Consider the following 14,597-nt stretch of genomic DNA (forward strand, 5'->3'; position numbering starts at 1 on the left):
CTCGACCGCTGTCGCGGTCGATCCACCCTCTCCCACGGCGCGGAGCTTCGCTCCGCTGGGGGCGAGGGGAAGCAAGGGCTGTCCGTCTAAAACGCCGTATACCCGCCATCGATCACGAACGTATCCGCCGTATGATACGATGACGCCTTGCTCATCAGATAGACCGCGATGCCGCCGAAATCCGATGGTTCGCCGAAACGGCGCACCGGAATGCGCGGCATGACATTGGCGACGAATTTCTCGTTGCCCATGATCCCGGCGGTCATGTCGCTCTTGATCCAGCCGGGCAGAATCGCATTGGCTGTCACGCCCTGACGGGCCAATTCGACGGCCAGCGCGCGCACCAGCGCATTGATCGCCGCCTTGGTCGCCGCATAGTGTTCGTTACGGGCAGTGCCGAAGATCGAGGCAAGACTCGATGTCGCAACCAGGCGGCCGAATTTGTCGCCGGCCTCCGCGCGTTCGGTCATATGCCGTGCGGCCACCTGGAAGGCATGGAAGACGCCGTCCAGATTGGTGGCGAACATGGTGCGCCACTGCTCTTCGGTGCGGTCGATGAAATTGTGCCGGCCGCCGCCGCCGATGCCGGCATTGGCGAAGCAGCCATCGACGCGTCCGAATTTCTTGAGCGTGGCATCCATCGCCGCCTTCACCGAGGCGGTGTCGGTCACGTCGCAGACCAGCGTATCGACCTTGCCGGTGCAGTCCGCCATGGTGGCAGCCGCGGCCTTGTTCTTCTCGGCGTTGCGGCCCCAGATCGAGACGTTGCAACCGGCGGTGGCCAGTGCCTGTGCGATGCCGAGGCCGATACCGCCATTGCCGCCGGTGATGACGGCCACGCGGCCGCTGAGGTCGAATATCTGTGTAGACGTTGCCATGTCAGCGTTTCCATGTTTGGCGCGCGTTATGCCGTGCGTCCGTTGGTGGGCTGGTGTTCCCCAGGAAGCATGGACAAGCGCGCCCGAAAAATCAAATATGCCGCCTGACATACAATCGCATGATCCCGAAAAGTGGATGCCGGTTTTCGGATCAGATCATGCCCAGACAAAGCTTCCACACCGCGGAATAAACACGCGGATCATCCCGTGAGGAAACCATGCAGTTCAAACACGTCACGCTCGATTTCGACGGCAATGTCGCCATCCTGAAGCTCGATCATCAGGAGGTGATGAACGCGGTCTCGGTCGACATGCTCGGTGGTCTCGGCGAGGCGCTGGACGAGATCGATGATCGCAAGGCGGACGTGCGCTGCCTGGTCCTCACCGGTGCCGGCCGTGCCTTCTGCACGGGCGCCAATCTTCAGGGGCGCAACAATCAGCTCACAAAGGCGCGCAGCAACGCCGGCGCGACGCTGGAGACCGCTTTCCATCCGTTCCTGCGCCGGCTGCAGAATCTGCATTGCCCGATCGTCACCGCGGTGAATGGCCCCGCCGCCGGCGCCGGCATGAGCTTTGCGCTGATGGGCGATCTCATTTTGTGTGCACGCTCGTCCTATTTCCTGCAGGCTTTCCGTCGTATCGGGCTGGTGCCCGATTGCGGCTCGACCTGGATCCTGCCGCGCTTGATCGGCAAGGCGCGTTCGGTCGAACTGTCGTTGCTTGGTGAAAAGCTGTCGGCCGAGAAGGCGCTGGAATGGGGCCTAGTCAACCGCGTCTATGACGATGCGGCGCTGATGGATGAAACCATGAAGCTTGCTCATGAACTCGCCAACGGCCCGACCATCGCACTGTCGCTGATCCGCAAGCTCTACTGGGAAAGCCCGGAGAATTCCTTCGAAGACCAGATCAATCTCGAGGTCAAATCGCAGCGCGCCGCCGGTGCTTCGCCGGACTTCAAGGAAGGCGTCGCGGCGTTCCTGGAAAAACGTCCGGCCAAGTTCACGGGCCAGTAAGCCTTGAGCACGACGTCTTTCGCGGAGCTTTTGGCGCGCAGTGCGGCGGCGTGGTGTCCCGGTGCCACCGGCGTGACGGATGCAAAGCGTTTGTCCGGTGGCGCCAGCCAGGAGACGTGGTCGTTCGACATCACGCATCCTGATGGCGCCATCGGCGCCATCCTGCGCCGCGCGCCGTCGGGTTATGGCGCTGCGCCCGGCCGTGCCGCGGGTCTCGATGCGGAAGCGGTACTCATGCAACTCGCGCATGACGCCGGTCTCCCGTCGCCGAAGGTGTTGCATGTGCTCAAACCCGATGACGATCTGGGAACCGGCTTCATCATGCAGCGAGTCGCTGGCGAAACCATCCCGCGCAAGATCCTGCGCGATGATGAATTCGCGGGTGCGCGGCCCAAGCTCGCGCGGCAATGCGGCGAGATACTCGCCGGCATCCACGGGCTGTCTGCCGCAAGCTTGCCGCAGCTTCGCCGCATGAATTCCGCAGCAGAAATCGCTGAATTGCAGCGGGAGATCGACGGTTTTGGCTGGCCGCGCCCGATGTTCCAGCTGGCTTTGCGCTGGCTCCGCGACAACGATCCCGGCCTGTCCGAGCGCGTCACTTTGGTGCATGGCGATTTCCGGCATGGCAATCTGATGATCGGTCCTGATGGCATCCGCGCGGTGCTCGACTGGGAGCTGGCGCATCTCGGTGATCCCATGGAGGATCTCGGCTGGATCTGCGTCAATTCCTGGCGCTTCGGTGTCATCGACAAGCCGGTTGGCGGGTTTGGTACTTATGAAGAATTGTTCGCCGGTTACGAAGCGGCTAGCGGAATCGCTGTCGATGCACGGCGGGTGAAATTTTGGGAAGTGATGGGTACCCTGCGTTGGGGCGTGATGTGCGTCGGGATGATGCAGCGGTTTCGTCTCGGCCCGGATCATTCGATGGAGCGCGCGATGATCGGGCGGCGATCGTCGGAGACGGAGATCGATCTGCTTAGACTGTTGGCACCGCGAGGTTGATGACATGCAGGACGAACCAAGGCCGGACGAACTGGTAAAGGCCGTTGCCGATTTCCTTCGCAACGACATTGCACCTCAAATCTCGGGCCATGCCACGTTCAAGCTGCGTGTCGCGATCAACGCACTTGATCTGGTGACGCGGCAACTGACGCTCGCCGGCGACAGCGACGCCGCCGAGCTGCATGGCCTGACGATGCTGCTCGGCGTGCACGGCTCACTGGAGGGACTGAATCGGGATCTCGCCGACCGCATCGCGCAAGGTGATGTCGATCTCACGACGCCCGGTGTGAAGGAGCATCTGTGGCAGACGACGCTGGCGAAGCTCGCCGTCGATCAGCCGAATTACGCGGCGTACAAACGCGAGCTGGAACCGAAGTAAGCGCCGAAGCGCTACTTCCCCTTCCAGTTCGGCTTGCGCTTCTCCGAAAACGCCTTCGGCCCTTCCACATAATCCTCCGACGCCGCCATGGCTTTCACGGCGGGATATTCGCGCTGCTCGGTGATGGCCTGTTCCAGCGACACCGCCATGCCCTTCTGGATCGCTTGCTTGGAGGCGCGGATCGACATCGGCGAATTTTGGCAGATGGTCTCGGCCCAGCGCAGCGCGGCGTTCAGGGCTTCGCCCTGCGGCACCACTTCATTGACAAAGCCGAGCTCATAGCCTTCTTGCGGCTTCACATGGCGTGCGGTGAGGATCATGCCCATGGCGCGCTTCATGCCGATCTGGCGCGGCAGGCGCTGAAGGCCCCCGGCGAGCGCTGCGAGGCCGACGCGCGGCTCGGGCAGGGCGAAGGTCGCATTCTCCGCGGCGATGATGAGGTCGCAAGCCAGTGCAATTTCGAAGCCGCCGCCCATGGCAACGCCGTTGACCGCAGCAATGATCGGCTTGTCGCAATCGAAGCGCGCGGTGAGGCCGGCGAAGCCCGATGTATTCCAACCGCGTTTGCCGCCGGCAGCCTGCCACTTCAGATCGTTGCCGGCGCAGAACGCCTTGTCGCCGGCGCCGGTGACGATCGCAACCCATTGGTCGGGATCACTGGCGAAGTCGTTGAACACCTCGTGCAGCTCGTTATGCGCGTCGGTGTGCAGCGCGTTGTAAACTTCCGGGCGTGACAGCGTCACGATGGTGATCGGTCCCTTGCGGGTCACGGTTGAGAATTGCAGAGCCATCGCGGCCTCCCTTTTGTTTTTCGTTAGGCAGAATTTACGCCGCGCGGGCGCGCTTGACTTGATCGGACGATGCCATCTTAATCGCTCGATTAACAAGAGCAACAAAGCTCGGAAAACAATCGGGAGAGCGCCTTGGATTTTTCCCTGCCGGCCGATCTAGTCGCCTATCTCGCCGAACTCGATTCATTCATCCTGCGCGAGATCAAACCGCTCGAAGAGCGGGATGACAATATCCGTTTCTTCGATCATCGCCGCGAATGGGCGCGCACCGATTTCGACAATGGCGGGCTGCCGCGGCATGAATGGGAGCAGCTGCTACGCCAAGCGAAGAACCTAGCCGACGGCGCCGGCCATCTGCGCTTCGCAATCCCGAAGCGCTATGGCGGCAAAGACGGCAGCAATCTCTGGATGGCTGTGATCCGCGAACATTTCGCAGCCAAAGGGCTCGGCCTGCACAACGATCTGCAGAATGAGCATTCCATCGTCGGTAATCTGCCGCTGGTCACGATGCTCGATCGTTACGGCCGCGAGGACCAGAAGGAGATGATCGAGGGCTCGATCACCGGCAAATATCGCATCACCTTCGGCCTCACCGAACCCGAACACGGCTCCGACGCCACGCACATGGAGACGACGGCCGTCGAGGCGACGCGTGATGGCGTCAAGGGCTGGGTCATCAACGGCGAGAAGATGTGGACCACCGGCATGCATGTGGCCACGCATTGCGCGCTGTTCGCGCGCACGTCGGGGGACGATGGCGATGCGCGCGGCATCACCTGTTTCCTGGTGCCGGCTAAGGCCGCAGGCGTAAAGATCGAAGAATATATGTGGACCTTCAACATGCCCACAGACCATCCGCGTGTGTCGTTCACCGATGTGTTTGTGCCGGATGATGCACTGTTCGGCGAGATCGGTCGTGGTCTGTCGCTGGCGCAGTGCTTTGTGCATGAGAACCGCATCCGTCAGGCGGCGAGCTCGTTGGGCGCCGCGGTCTATTGCATCAATGAGAGCGTGAAATACGCGCGCGAGCGGAAACCGTTCGGCGAGGAGCTGGCGCGCAATCAGGGCATCCAGTTTCCGCTGGTCGAGCTGGCGACGCAGGCGGAGATGTTGCGGCTCCTGATCCGCAAGACCGCATGGGAGATGGACCAGCTCACCCAGGCTCAGGTCGAGCATACGCTGTCGGACAAGGTGTCCATGTGTAACTACTGGGCCAACCGGCTGTGCTGTGAATCCGCCGATCGCGCGATGCAGGTGCATGGCGGCATGGGCTATTCACGCCACAAACCGTTCGAGCACATCTATCGCCATCACCGCCGCTACCGCATCACGGAAGGCAGCGAAGAAATTCAGAAACGCAAGGTCGCGGGATTCCTGTTCGGCTATATGGGCGTCAACAAGCACTGACGTTGTGAGTTAGTCGATGTAACCCGGAATTTCCGCAGGCGAGGCAACCAGATGCCGAGCGCCTGCGGAGGTTAGCTCCTCGCGGCCGCCATAGCCATAGAGCACGCCGATCGCCGGAATGCCGTTATTCGCTGCGCCGATGATATCGTGCTTGCGGTCGCCGATCATGATCGCACGTGCGGGATCGGTCGAGGTTTCATCGAGCGCGTAGCGCAGCAGGTCGCTCTTGTCGACGCGAGTACCGTCGAGTTCTGAGCCGAATACGCGCGTGAAGTATTTGCGCAGGCCAAAGTGGTCGATGATGCGATCGGCGAACACATGCGGCTTGCTGGTTGCAACGAACAGCCGTCGTCCCGGCGCGGTCACCGCCGTTAGCGTATCTGCGATGCCGGGATAGAGCGTGTTCTCGAACAGGCCGATCGTGCCGAAGCGTTCACGATAGAGCTCCACGCCGCGATCGGCGTCTTTCTCGCCGCCGAGCAGCGCCACGAAGCTGGCACGTAGCGGCGGTCCGATACACCAGGTCAGCTCGTCCTGCGTCGGGACGGGGATCCCGAGCTTTTCGAGCGCATACTGGATCGAGCCCGTAATGCCGATCTTGGGATCGGTCAGCGTCCCGTCGAGGTCGAAAAAGACAGTGTCGATCGCATGTGGCTTCATCTAGTTCGCATACCTTGCGGTGAGATCGCGCGAGATCCGAGAGCCCTCGTCGATATAGCGTCGGATCGCGATACTGGCGGCAGGCGTGCAGGTCCGGTAGGTCTGCTGGAAGCCGTTGTAGCCGCGGTTGAAACCGGCGATCATGCGGGTGCGGCGCTCGCCGGACGGCGTTTCGGCATCGACCAGCGCCTGCATCTCGTTGCGCCACTTGTTGCCTTCGTTGTTGCCGCAGATGCCGCGCAGGTAATGCAGCGCGCCGAGAATCTCCGACATCCGCTGCAGGTCATTGTCGAACGGCGCAGCCGCGTCCTGCGCCCGGGCAGAGCCAGTGCCGATCGTCACAACCGTCAGAATGATGAGCAGATGCTTCAACATGAATGGTCCCGGAACCCGGCTGATATGCCTTTTCAAGGCGTCTGAAGCAAGGCAACGCTGCTGGTGCGGCAAGGAGCTATTTATGGTCCGACCAGATCTTCCGCCATGGCGAGGATCGGACCGAGGCCATCGGTGGTTTTGAAGGCGCCGAGATCGTCCGGCGCGACCCACTGGAAATCGTCAAGTTCGTCATTCAGCTCGGGCTCGCCAGCCACCCAGCGCGCGGCAAAGGACATGATCAGGTAATGCCCGGCCACCTTGTCGTTCGGCAGCACTTCGCGAAAGCCGGACAGGCCGACAATGTCGATGGTCAGTCCGGTTTCTTCCATCACCTCGCGGGCGAGGGCGACGGCGAGGGATTCGCCGAATTCCACGCGTCCGCCGGGGAGCGAATAGAAGCCCTTGCCCGGCGAGCGGGCGCGGCGGACCAGCAGTACCTTGCCATCCCGGAAGATGGCGGCGCTGGTAGCGAGCTGCGGATGGGTAGGAGGCGTGTCGGTCACGAGGTCATTGCGCCATGATGCTGTCGACGTCGGATTCCTGATCGCGGCCGTTGATGATGCCGCCGGCCGTTCCGACCATCGGCTTAACCCAGCCGGCAGCCTGCTCGGCCAGCATAGCGCGGGTCCGGTCCTGCTGCACGGTGCGCATTGCTTCGCCGACAGTCGTCAGGATTTGCGTCATGTTCGCGACCAGCGCATCGAATTCTGCGCGGATGGCCGGGCGTGCAGCCTCATAGGATGCGATGGCGAGATCGCGGGCCTTGAAGTTGGATTTGATGAAGTGCTCGGCATAGCTGAGCGGCTGCCATTCCAGAAACAGCTCATAGCAGTCCGGCATGTCCGGGATCAGCTCGAGCAACATGATGGCTTCATTGAAGTGATTGAGATAGTCGGTCGCCAGACCCGTGCGTGGATTGATATTGGCGGCCATCAGCTCGGCAGCGGACGCGACGGGGCCGGCACCGGCACTGGCCAGATCGTGATGGTCATGCTGCGCCGGTTGTATGGCCGTCAGGGTCATATGTCGCACTGTTGGGGTTTTGGGTTAAAACCGCCTGAAGAGGCAGGATTGCGGATCGAGAATGTGCGGGCGGTTTGTTATTACATCAGCGCCGGAAGCGTTACGGCAGGTATTCAGTTATATCGAGCAACCGAATTTTCCTGCGAGGTACAATATTGCGCCGACGCAGCCGGTTCCTGTTGTCATCGTTGAAAACGGATCCCGGCATTTCCGTCTAATGCGATGGGGCCTTTTGCCCTCCTGGGTCAAGGACCCGCGGAAGTTTACGCTTCTGATTAATGCACGTGCCGAGACGGTGCAAGAAAAGCCGGCCTTCAAAAACGCGATTCGCCGCCGCCGCTGTCTGATTCCGGCCGATGGTTATTACGAATGGCAAAATCGCGGTGAACGCAAACAGCCGTATTTTATCCACCCAAGCGCAGGCGGGCCGATGGGCTTTGCGGGCCTGGCCGAGACCTGGATGGGACCGAACGGCGAAGAGGTCGACACGGTTGCGCTCATCACCGCAGAAGCCAGCACGGGCATGTCGGTACTGCACCATCGCGTGCCGGTGACGATCGCACCCGATCATTTCGGCCAGTGGCTCGATTGCACTTCGGATAATGCGTCCGATGTGATGACGATGCTCGCTGCGCCCGCAGACGGCACCTTCGCCTGGCATCCGGTGGCGATGGCCGTCAACAAGGTGGCCAATGACGATGCGCAACTGATCCTGCCGATCTCGGCGGAAGAGGCCGCTGTAGAGCAGGTGAAGCCAACGAGGGCGCCGCGCAAGGTTGTGGTGAGCGAGGACGACGGGCAGGGATCATTGTTCTAGTTCACGGCGTCAGCGGCCGTCCGTCGAGCCACTTGGCATAGATAACGCGCTTCTGTTCGCCATAGCCGAGCGACTCATAGAACGCCTGCACCTTGGTATTATCCGAGCGCACCATCAGCTGCATCTTCTCGATGCCGCGCTCGCGCAGCCAGTCTTCGGCTGCACTCATGATGCCACGGCCGAAATCCTGGCGCTGATGGTCGGGATCGACCGAGACGTAATAGACCCAGCCGCGATGGCCATCATGGCCAACCAGCACGGAGGCGACGATGGTCCTTCCCTTGCGGCCGACCAGCACATCGGCATTGGTGCCTGCGCGCGCCAGCCTGATATCGGCCTCCGGATCGTTCCAGGGCCGCACCAGTCCGCAGCGCAGCCAGAGCTGAACGACCGCTTGAATGTCGGTGTCGACGAGCCGGGCAACTTTCAATGTTGCACCGGCAGCAGCACCTTGCCGGGATTGAGGATGTTCAGCGGATCCAGCATCGCCTTCAGGCTGCGCATCAGCTCGATGGCGACGGGGTCCTTCACCGAGGGCAGCTCGGCCGCCTTCATCTGGCCGATGCCGTGTTCGGCGGAGATCGAACCGCCCATGCGCAGCACGACGTCGAAGACAACTTCGTTGACGTCGTGCCAGCGCGCCAGGAATTTCTCGCGGCCGTCGCTGTCGCCGAGCGTGTCCTTGGGCTGCGTGACATTGTAGTGGATGTTACCGTCGCCGAGATGACCGAACGGCACCGGGCGTGCGCCGGGCATCAGCTTCACGACGGCAGCATTGGCTTCGGCGATGAAGGCGGGCACGGAAGCGACCGGCACCGAGATATCATGCTTGATCGAGCCGCCTTCCGGCTTCTGCGCCGGCGAAATTTCCTCGCGCAGTTTCCAGAACGCCTGACGGTGGGCGATATTCTCGGCGATCACGGCGTCATCCACGATACCGTCTTCAAAGCCGCGTTCGAGGATCGCCTCCAATGTCGCCCGGGCATCGTCGCGTCCCGACGACAATTCCATCAAGACATACCAGGCGTGTTTGCTGGAGAGCGGATCGCGGATGCCGATGCCGTGGCGGACGCTGAAATCCACAGCGATATCGGCGATCAGTTCGAAACTCGTGAGATTGCCGCCGGCCTCGGAGCGGGAGATGCTGAGCAGCTTCAGCGCATCGTCCGGCGACTTCAGGCCGACAAAGGCGGTCTCGACCGCGCGCGGCTTCGGAAACAGTTTCAGCGTTGCCGCGGTGATGATGCCGAGCGAGCCTTCAGCGCCGATGAAGATATTGCGCAGGTCGTAACCGGTATTGTCCTTCTTCAGCTTGGACAGGCCGTTGAGAATGCGGCCATCGGCCAGCACGACTTCGAGGCCGAGGGCCATCTCGCGCGCCACGCCATAGGCGAGGGCGGTCGTGCCGCCGGCATTGCTGGAGAGATTGCCGCCGATGGTGCAGCTGCCTTCCGAGCCCAGCGACAGCGGAAACAGCCGGTCGGCTTCGGCGGCGCGCTGCTGCGCGACCTGCAGCACGAGGCCGGCTTCCACCGTCATGGTGTTGGATGAGGTGTCCAGATCGCGCACCTTGTCCATCCGGCGCATCGACAGCACGACTTCGCCGCCATAAGGCGTCTGGCCGCCAACGAGACCGGTATTGCCACCTTGCGGCACCAGTGCGGTGCGGGTCTCGGTGGCGAGTTTGCAGATCGCGGCAACTTCGGCGGTCGAGCTCGGGCGCAGCACCAGCGGCGAGGTGCCGAAGAACAGGTTGCGATCCTCGGTGACGTATTGGTGCACGTCGGCCTGATCGGTGATGGCGTATTTGTCGCCAACGATGGCCCGGAAGCGCGCGATGGTTTCGGGGGAGAGCGTGAGCGGCTTCGGCTGGACGATATTCATAACTATTCCCTAAGCGCGTTTCTTGGTCTTGCGTTCGAGTTACACGGCGGCGCGGCGCAGCCGGTCATTGATGGCTTCGCCGAGCCCGTGGTTCGGCACCGGCATCACCGCGATGCCGCTGGCGCCCGAAGCTATAGCAGCGGCGTCGAGCGCGCGAAGATAGCCGAAAAGATTGGTGGCGGCTTCCCCGAGATCGCCCTGTTCGGACAAATTCAGGACAGCGGCGGCGGCCTCGATGCCGGGCAGCGGGGCCGATCCGAAGGCCAGTAGGGCCTCGCCGGGATTCACGTTGTCGGCCAGCAGCCGCACCCGTGTCCGCGGCGCATAATGCGAGGCCAGCATGCCCGGCGCCAGCGGCTGGTTTGTATCGCTTGCGGGTTCGTCCGGCGGGCTCGCCAGCGGCTGGCCCAACACCCGTTCGATCGCTTCGCGCGGCAGGCCACCGGGGCGGAGCAGCATCGGCATGTCGAAACAACCGACGATGGTGGATTCAACGCCCACTTCAACCGGCCCGCCGTCGAGAATCATGTCGATCCGGCCATCCAGATCGCTCAGCACATGGGCTGCGGTGGTCGGCGAGACATGCCCGGAGATATTGGCTGACGGCGCCACCACGGCACCGCCAAAGGCCTGCAGGAGCGCGTGGGCCACGGGATGGGCCGGCACACGAATGGCAATGGTGTCGAGGCCGGCGGTGGCGAGATCGGCCACCAGGCAGTCCGACGCCTTGGGCAGCACCAGCGTCAGCGGCCCCGGCCAGAACGCCTCGGCAAGCGCCAGCGCGCGCGCATCGAATCGAGCAATGCGCCGGGCAGCAGCGAGATCGGCTAGATGGGCGATCAGCGGATTGAACGACGGCCGGCCTTTGGCTTCATAGATCCCCGCCACGGCCCGCGGATTGGCCGCATCGGCGCCGAGCCCGTAGACCGTCTCTGTCGGGAACGCCAGCAGCCCGCCCGCGCGCAGGCAGCCCGCTGCCTCCGCGATATGGGCGGCATCGGCGGGGCTCATCCGGGTGGTCAGGCCTACGGCCATGCAGGGCAGATCCTTGTCTTCAAAATTGGTCAGGCTTCTTTACCGGGGTTCTTGCAGGATGCGAAACCCAAGGCTATAAGCCGCGCTCTTAGTCGGAGTGTGGCTCAGCCCGGTAGAGCACTGCGTTCGGGACGCAGGGGTCGCAGGTTCGAATCCTGCCACTCCGACCATGATTTCAATAGCTTAGCATTTTCATGATCTTATAGCGCAACGAATTGCGCAATGAAATGGGTCCCATGGCTGTTGAAGATCATCCGCTCTGGCCCAAGTGGAAATCGCGACTCGAAGAATTGCTGGCTGCGAAGGCTGCCCTCGACGCTGTCGAAGGTGCTTCATCCGGTACGACACAGCAGGCAGTGGCGCGCTACAATGCTGCGCTTTACGCCTACAATAAAATCTCGGAAGAAATTTAGCCCCGTCGCCCGCTAAAGGCTTCTGCGGCTTCTTCCTGAAAATCCGGGTGGTGATGGCCGTAATTGGCTTCCAACTGCTCAACCGTCATCCCGAGCCAGCCGGCCGCTTCCCAGAGATCCACCCCAGCCTGCATCAACCAGGTCGCTGCAGTATGCCGGAGCGAATGACGCACGACGTCGTCGCCAAGCCCGGCGTCTTCCAGAATTCCTTCCCAAGCCGACCTGATCTTGCCGGCAAGGGGCTGACCGTCGTTCATCCGGTTGACAACAAACCGGATCTGCTCGCCGTCGTTCATGATGCCGGCCGCGCGCAGCTCGGCCGATCGCTTGTGATCGATCCTGCACCAGCGAACCAGGTGGGGACGCAAGCGCGCAGCGATCTTTGCCGGAGGGCGCCGCTTCTTGGTTGACCGCTCGAGGGCGCCCTTACCCTGATAGACCATGGCATCCAGGTTCATCCACGGATGGGTTGTGGTCGGCAGCCATTGTGTGCGCCGGATCGTTTCCTCACGCCGGGCGCTGTAAACGCCGATCAAGCAAAAGCGGACAGCCGGATAACGGCGGCGGATGAGCCACCGCTCGCGGCGCAACAGCGTGCCATCTTCTTTGCGTTTCCAGGCACCCCGCTCATTGTCCCACACGTAGCCGATCGCGGCACCGAGCAAACGTGCGGCTTCATTACGCGTCAGCCAGCGGTGTCGGCCTTCCGCCTTGGGGGGCAGCGTAATCTTCGGAACGACGCTGAGTGTGTGCTCCGCGTGGTACGCGTTGATGGCAGCCCGTAAATCCTCAAGCCGGCGCCTAGCCGTTTGATCGGACACATTGCCTTGACGTGGCTTGATCCCGGCTTGCCTGTTGTTTTCATTTGGCGTGCCGGTGGACCAGTCTACGAAGTCGCGGCATAGCTGGGCCTTGAGCTTGATGACCGTCTTGTCGCCGAAGAAGCCATTGAGATCGAGGAGCCGGATCAGCAATAGGTCGTGCTGCGCCCAAGCTCGCTCGTCCTTCTTGTCTTTGGGTCGTTTCGATATCTCGTAGGCTGTGAGAACGTCGGCTATTGCGAGGACGCTAGGGTCAGTTGCGCCGACTGTAGTTGTATGCCGTCCGCCGATGTAGGTTTCGAGCGCTTTCGCAGCGCCGTCAATGTCACCGCGGCTGCAACCTGTGCGGATTTGCCGGCCACGGTCGAGGATGATCCAGGCTTCATCGTCCTCTCTGAACCAGAGTCGTGGTGGCTTGGCTTTGCGGCCCGGCATGACGGCTTGACCAATTTGCGGATGGCACGAGGCGTGGTCAGATTCTTGCCCGCAACTTTGGCGATTTCAAGAGTCCCAGCGGACGCTGCCCTGCGCAATGATGATAATGTCAATGGGCCTTGCGGGAAGAAAACGGCAACAGCCTCGGTCAGGGTCATTACTTCGTCCTCACCCCACTGGGAGGGATCAGGACGTGCTTTCGCTCTAGCGAGCTTGTCGACTATACACCTTGGCATGCGATGCAGATATTCTGATGCTCGGTGAACTTCACCTAGATTGGTTGTCGTCACACCATAAGATCTGGCGAGTTCGAGTATCAAAATGGGAAATCGTACGCCGTGGTAGAGGTATTTTAGCGGAGGCGGCAATCGGCTAGATTGGAGTGGAAATCGGTCGTGCGACGTAAACTGACAAGCGATGCGTGCAAGGCGCATTTAAGCGAATTGGCAGCCTTTCTCGAGGTAGCTGAAGTATACGGCATGCTCGGGAACGATCTCGGAAGGGCTAACTGCTTGCTGTCGCTCGGAGAGATTGCGGATGGTAAAATAGGCGCCGAAGGGCGTGACCGCGCGCTACCAATCTCTTTTGCGGTTGGCCGCAGTCAGCATCGACTTGGAACCTGTTCCGAAAGCCTTCACAACGCTGGCGTAGGGGAGGAGGGCACTTTCAGGCACAGCATCGTCCAAGGACAGGAGCTGGATGTTCTGCGGCTTCCGATTGATTATGATCGTCGGGATCTCTCCCCACCCGCCGGATTGTAGGTTGCCCCGCAACGCCCTTCGCGTTGCATTGGTCAGTATGTCGACCAGCTCGAGGCCCGGCTCGGGATCCGTAGAGAACCTGAGGCTCTCCGACAGGACCAGGCCGAGATTCATGGGCTTTGGACCGTCTGGCTTCGGCTTCAGCACCCGCTGGTGGAAGTCCGAGATCTCGTCGAATACGAACCGCTTCATGTGGGAGTAGTCCCCGATCCTCAGGGAGCCGATCGGCTCGTGAGCAAACTTGGTTTGCAAGGCAGGCTTGATGAACGTCGTCCACCACTGCTCCCAATGAGTCGGAACGGAATTGTCGCCCTTCGCGTCGACGATCCAATGAAAATTGGCCAATTCTTTCGGCCGGCGCTGACAATAATACAACGTGCCATGTTCGATGACGGTCCGGACCAACTCGAAGATGATGGCGCTCTGGATGTTGAGCTGTAGGCTGTAGGACTCCAACGCGCGCCGCGCCGTCCAGACGGCATCAACCAAGGATGGATGATGCTCTGGCGATAGATTCGCCGTCATGCTTTCCGCACGCCGGCCCTGATTTCGCCGAATGCCCTCTTCGGTATGGAGACCAAGATCGATCGCGGCGACCTCGAACAGGACATCGTGATGCCGAAGGATCGGCAAGAGTCTCGCGATGTCCTTCTCCGCCAGATTCTTTCCCTTGACCTCGCCCTTTTCGATCGGCAGATGTCTGCGGATCTTTCCGTACTCTCGCTCCAGGCTTCGTCTCCGCGCGTCGGGAACGATCAGAGCGCCGATCATCGAGATGCTGAGCGGCTGACCGACCCCGGTGAAGGTGCCTGTTTCGTCGATGAAAATGTGCATTGGTCTCGCCACATCGAATGTTGACCCAAATCACCAGAGCACGACGAAGAGCGGAACCAGCGTGCGCCG

General features: G+C 61.6%; 17 protein-coding genes and 1 tRNA gene. 7 read left to right on the forward strand and 11 right to left on the reverse strand.

Annotated features, from left to right (window positions below; all coding sequences use genetic code 11):
- Positions 1–86 precede the first annotated feature (86 nt).
- A complete protein-coding gene (locus SFY93_RS08445; protein WP_175368773.1) occupies positions 87–878 on the reverse strand; it encodes an SDR family NAD(P)-dependent oxidoreductase in 792 nt (263 codons plus the stop codon).
- A 218-nt stretch (positions 879–1,096) separates the two neighbouring features.
- On the opposite strand from SFY93_RS08445, the gene SFY93_RS08450 reads away from it, so the two are divergent.
- The 3 genes from SFY93_RS08450 to SFY93_RS08460 are packed head-to-tail and all read left to right on the forward strand — an operon-like array spanning position 1,097 to position 3,272.
- Positions 1,097–1,891 (forward strand): enoyl-CoA hydratase/isomerase, encoded by a 795-nt coding sequence (locus tag SFY93_RS08450; protein WP_320446734.1) that lies wholly within the window; start codon positions 1,097–1,099, stop codon positions 1,889–1,891.
- Between the two features lie 3 nt (positions 1,892–1,894).
- A complete protein-coding gene (locus SFY93_RS08455; RefSeq protein ID WP_320446735.1) occupies positions 1,895–2,893 on the forward strand; it encodes a phosphotransferase family protein in 999 nt (332 codons plus the stop codon).
- 4 nt (positions 2,894–2,897) lie between these two features.
- The gene (locus tag SFY93_RS08460; RefSeq protein ID WP_320446736.1) at positions 2,898–3,272 is read left to right on the forward strand and encodes a DUF6285 domain-containing protein; all 375 of its coding nucleotides are present in this window, start codon (positions 2,898–2,900) and stop codon (positions 3,270–3,272) included.
- A gap of 11 nt (positions 3,273–3,283) precedes the next feature.
- On the opposite strand, the gene SFY93_RS08465 is transcribed toward SFY93_RS08460, so the two are convergent.
- Positions 3,284–4,063, reverse strand: coding sequence for an enoyl-CoA hydratase-related protein (locus SFY93_RS08465; protein WP_320446737.1), 780 nt, complete (start codon positions 4,061–4,063; stop codon positions 3,284–3,286).
- A 132-nt stretch (positions 4,064–4,195) separates the two neighbouring features.
- On the opposite strand from SFY93_RS08465, the gene SFY93_RS08470 reads away from it, so the two are divergent.
- Positions 4,196–5,470: an acyl-CoA dehydrogenase family protein gene (locus tag SFY93_RS08470; RefSeq protein WP_320446738.1), complete on the forward strand. Its 1,275-nt coding sequence runs from the start codon at positions 4,196–4,198 to the stop codon at positions 5,468–5,470.
- 9 nt (positions 5,471–5,479) lie between these two features.
- On the opposite strand, the gene SFY93_RS08475 is transcribed toward SFY93_RS08470, so the two are convergent.
- The 4 genes from SFY93_RS08475 to SFY93_RS08490 all read right to left on the reverse strand — a co-directional run bounded on the left by SFY93_RS08475 (position 5,480) and on the right by SFY93_RS08490 (position 7,528).
- A complete protein-coding gene (locus SFY93_RS08475; RefSeq protein ID WP_320447722.1) occupies positions 5,480–6,115 on the reverse strand; it encodes an HAD family hydrolase in 636 nt (211 codons plus the stop codon).
- A 15-nt stretch (positions 6,116–6,130) separates the two neighbouring features.
- Positions 6,131–6,505: a TIGR02301 family protein gene (locus tag SFY93_RS08480; RefSeq protein WP_320446739.1), complete on the reverse strand. Its 375-nt coding sequence runs from the start codon at positions 6,503–6,505 to the stop codon at positions 6,131–6,133.
- Between the two features lie 80 nt (positions 6,506–6,585).
- Complete coding sequence (locus SFY93_RS08485) at positions 6,586–7,008, reverse strand: NUDIX hydrolase (RefSeq protein WP_093759520.1); 423 nt, start codon at positions 7,006–7,008, stop codon at positions 6,586–6,588.
- Positions 7,009–7,012: 4 nt separating this feature from the next.
- The gene (locus tag SFY93_RS08490; RefSeq protein WP_068733299.1) at positions 7,013–7,528 is read right to left on the reverse strand and encodes a hypothetical protein; all 516 of its coding nucleotides are present in this window, start codon (positions 7,526–7,528) and stop codon (positions 7,013–7,015) included.
- A 61-nt stretch (positions 7,529–7,589) separates the two neighbouring features.
- On the opposite strand from SFY93_RS08490, the gene SFY93_RS08495 reads away from it, so the two are divergent.
- Positions 7,590–8,345 (forward strand): SOS response-associated peptidase, encoded by a 756-nt coding sequence (locus tag SFY93_RS08495; protein WP_320446740.1) that lies wholly within the window; start codon positions 7,590–7,592, stop codon positions 8,343–8,345.
- Between the two features lies 1 nt (position 8,346).
- On the opposite strand, the gene SFY93_RS08500 is transcribed toward SFY93_RS08495, so the two are convergent.
- The 3 genes from SFY93_RS08500 to SFY93_RS08510 are packed head-to-tail and all read right to left on the reverse strand — an operon-like array spanning position 8,347 to position 11,264.
- On the reverse strand, positions 8,347–8,775 hold the full coding sequence (locus SFY93_RS08500) for a GNAT family acetyltransferase (protein ID WP_092139459.1): 429 nt from the start codon (positions 8,773–8,775) through the stop codon (positions 8,347–8,349).
- Positions 8,772–10,229, reverse strand: a complete 1,458-nt coding sequence (locus SFY93_RS08505) for an FAD-binding oxidoreductase (RefSeq protein WP_320446741.1) — start codon at positions 10,227–10,229, stop codon at positions 8,772–8,774. The genes SFY93_RS08500 and SFY93_RS08505 overlap by 4 nt, the downstream gene beginning before the upstream one ends.
- Positions 10,230–10,268: 39 nt before the next feature.
- Positions 10,269–11,264 (reverse strand): L-threonylcarbamoyladenylate synthase, encoded by a 996-nt coding sequence (locus SFY93_RS08510; protein ID WP_320446742.1) that lies wholly within the window; start codon positions 11,262–11,264, stop codon positions 10,269–10,271.
- 93 nt (positions 11,265–11,357) lie between these two features.
- On the opposite strand from SFY93_RS08510, the gene SFY93_RS08515 reads away from it, so the two are divergent.
- Together SFY93_RS08515 and SFY93_RS08520 are read left to right on the forward strand one after the other, a co-directional pair.
- Positions 11,358–11,434, forward strand: a tRNA-Pro gene (locus tag SFY93_RS08515).
- Positions 11,435–11,500: 66 nt separating this feature from the next.
- Positions 11,501–11,677, forward strand: a complete 177-nt coding sequence (locus tag SFY93_RS08520; RefSeq protein ID WP_320446743.1) for a hypothetical protein — start codon at positions 11,501–11,503, stop codon at positions 11,675–11,677.
- Here SFY93_RS08520 and SFY93_RS08525 read toward each other — a convergent pair.
- Together SFY93_RS08525 and SFY93_RS08530 are read right to left on the reverse strand one after the other, a co-directional pair.
- Positions 11,674–12,933 carry a tyrosine-type recombinase/integrase gene (locus SFY93_RS08525; RefSeq protein ID WP_320446744.1) on the reverse strand — a complete coding sequence of 420 codons (1,260 nt, stop codon included), beginning with the start codon at positions 12,931–12,933 and terminating at the stop codon, positions 11,674–11,676. The two genes, SFY93_RS08520 and SFY93_RS08525, sit on opposite strands and share 4 nt — an antisense overlap.
- A 572-nt stretch (positions 12,934–13,505) precedes the next feature.
- Positions 13,506–14,528, reverse strand: coding sequence for a hypothetical protein (locus SFY93_RS08530; RefSeq protein WP_320446745.1), 1,023 nt, complete (start codon positions 14,526–14,528; stop codon positions 13,506–13,508).
- Between the last annotated feature and the right edge of the window lie 69 nt (positions 14,529–14,597).

The sequence above is a fragment of the Tardiphaga sp. 42S5 genome, from assembly GCF_034044155.1.
Lineage (GTDB): Bacteria > Pseudomonadota > Alphaproteobacteria > Rhizobiales > Xanthobacteraceae > Tardiphaga > Tardiphaga robiniae.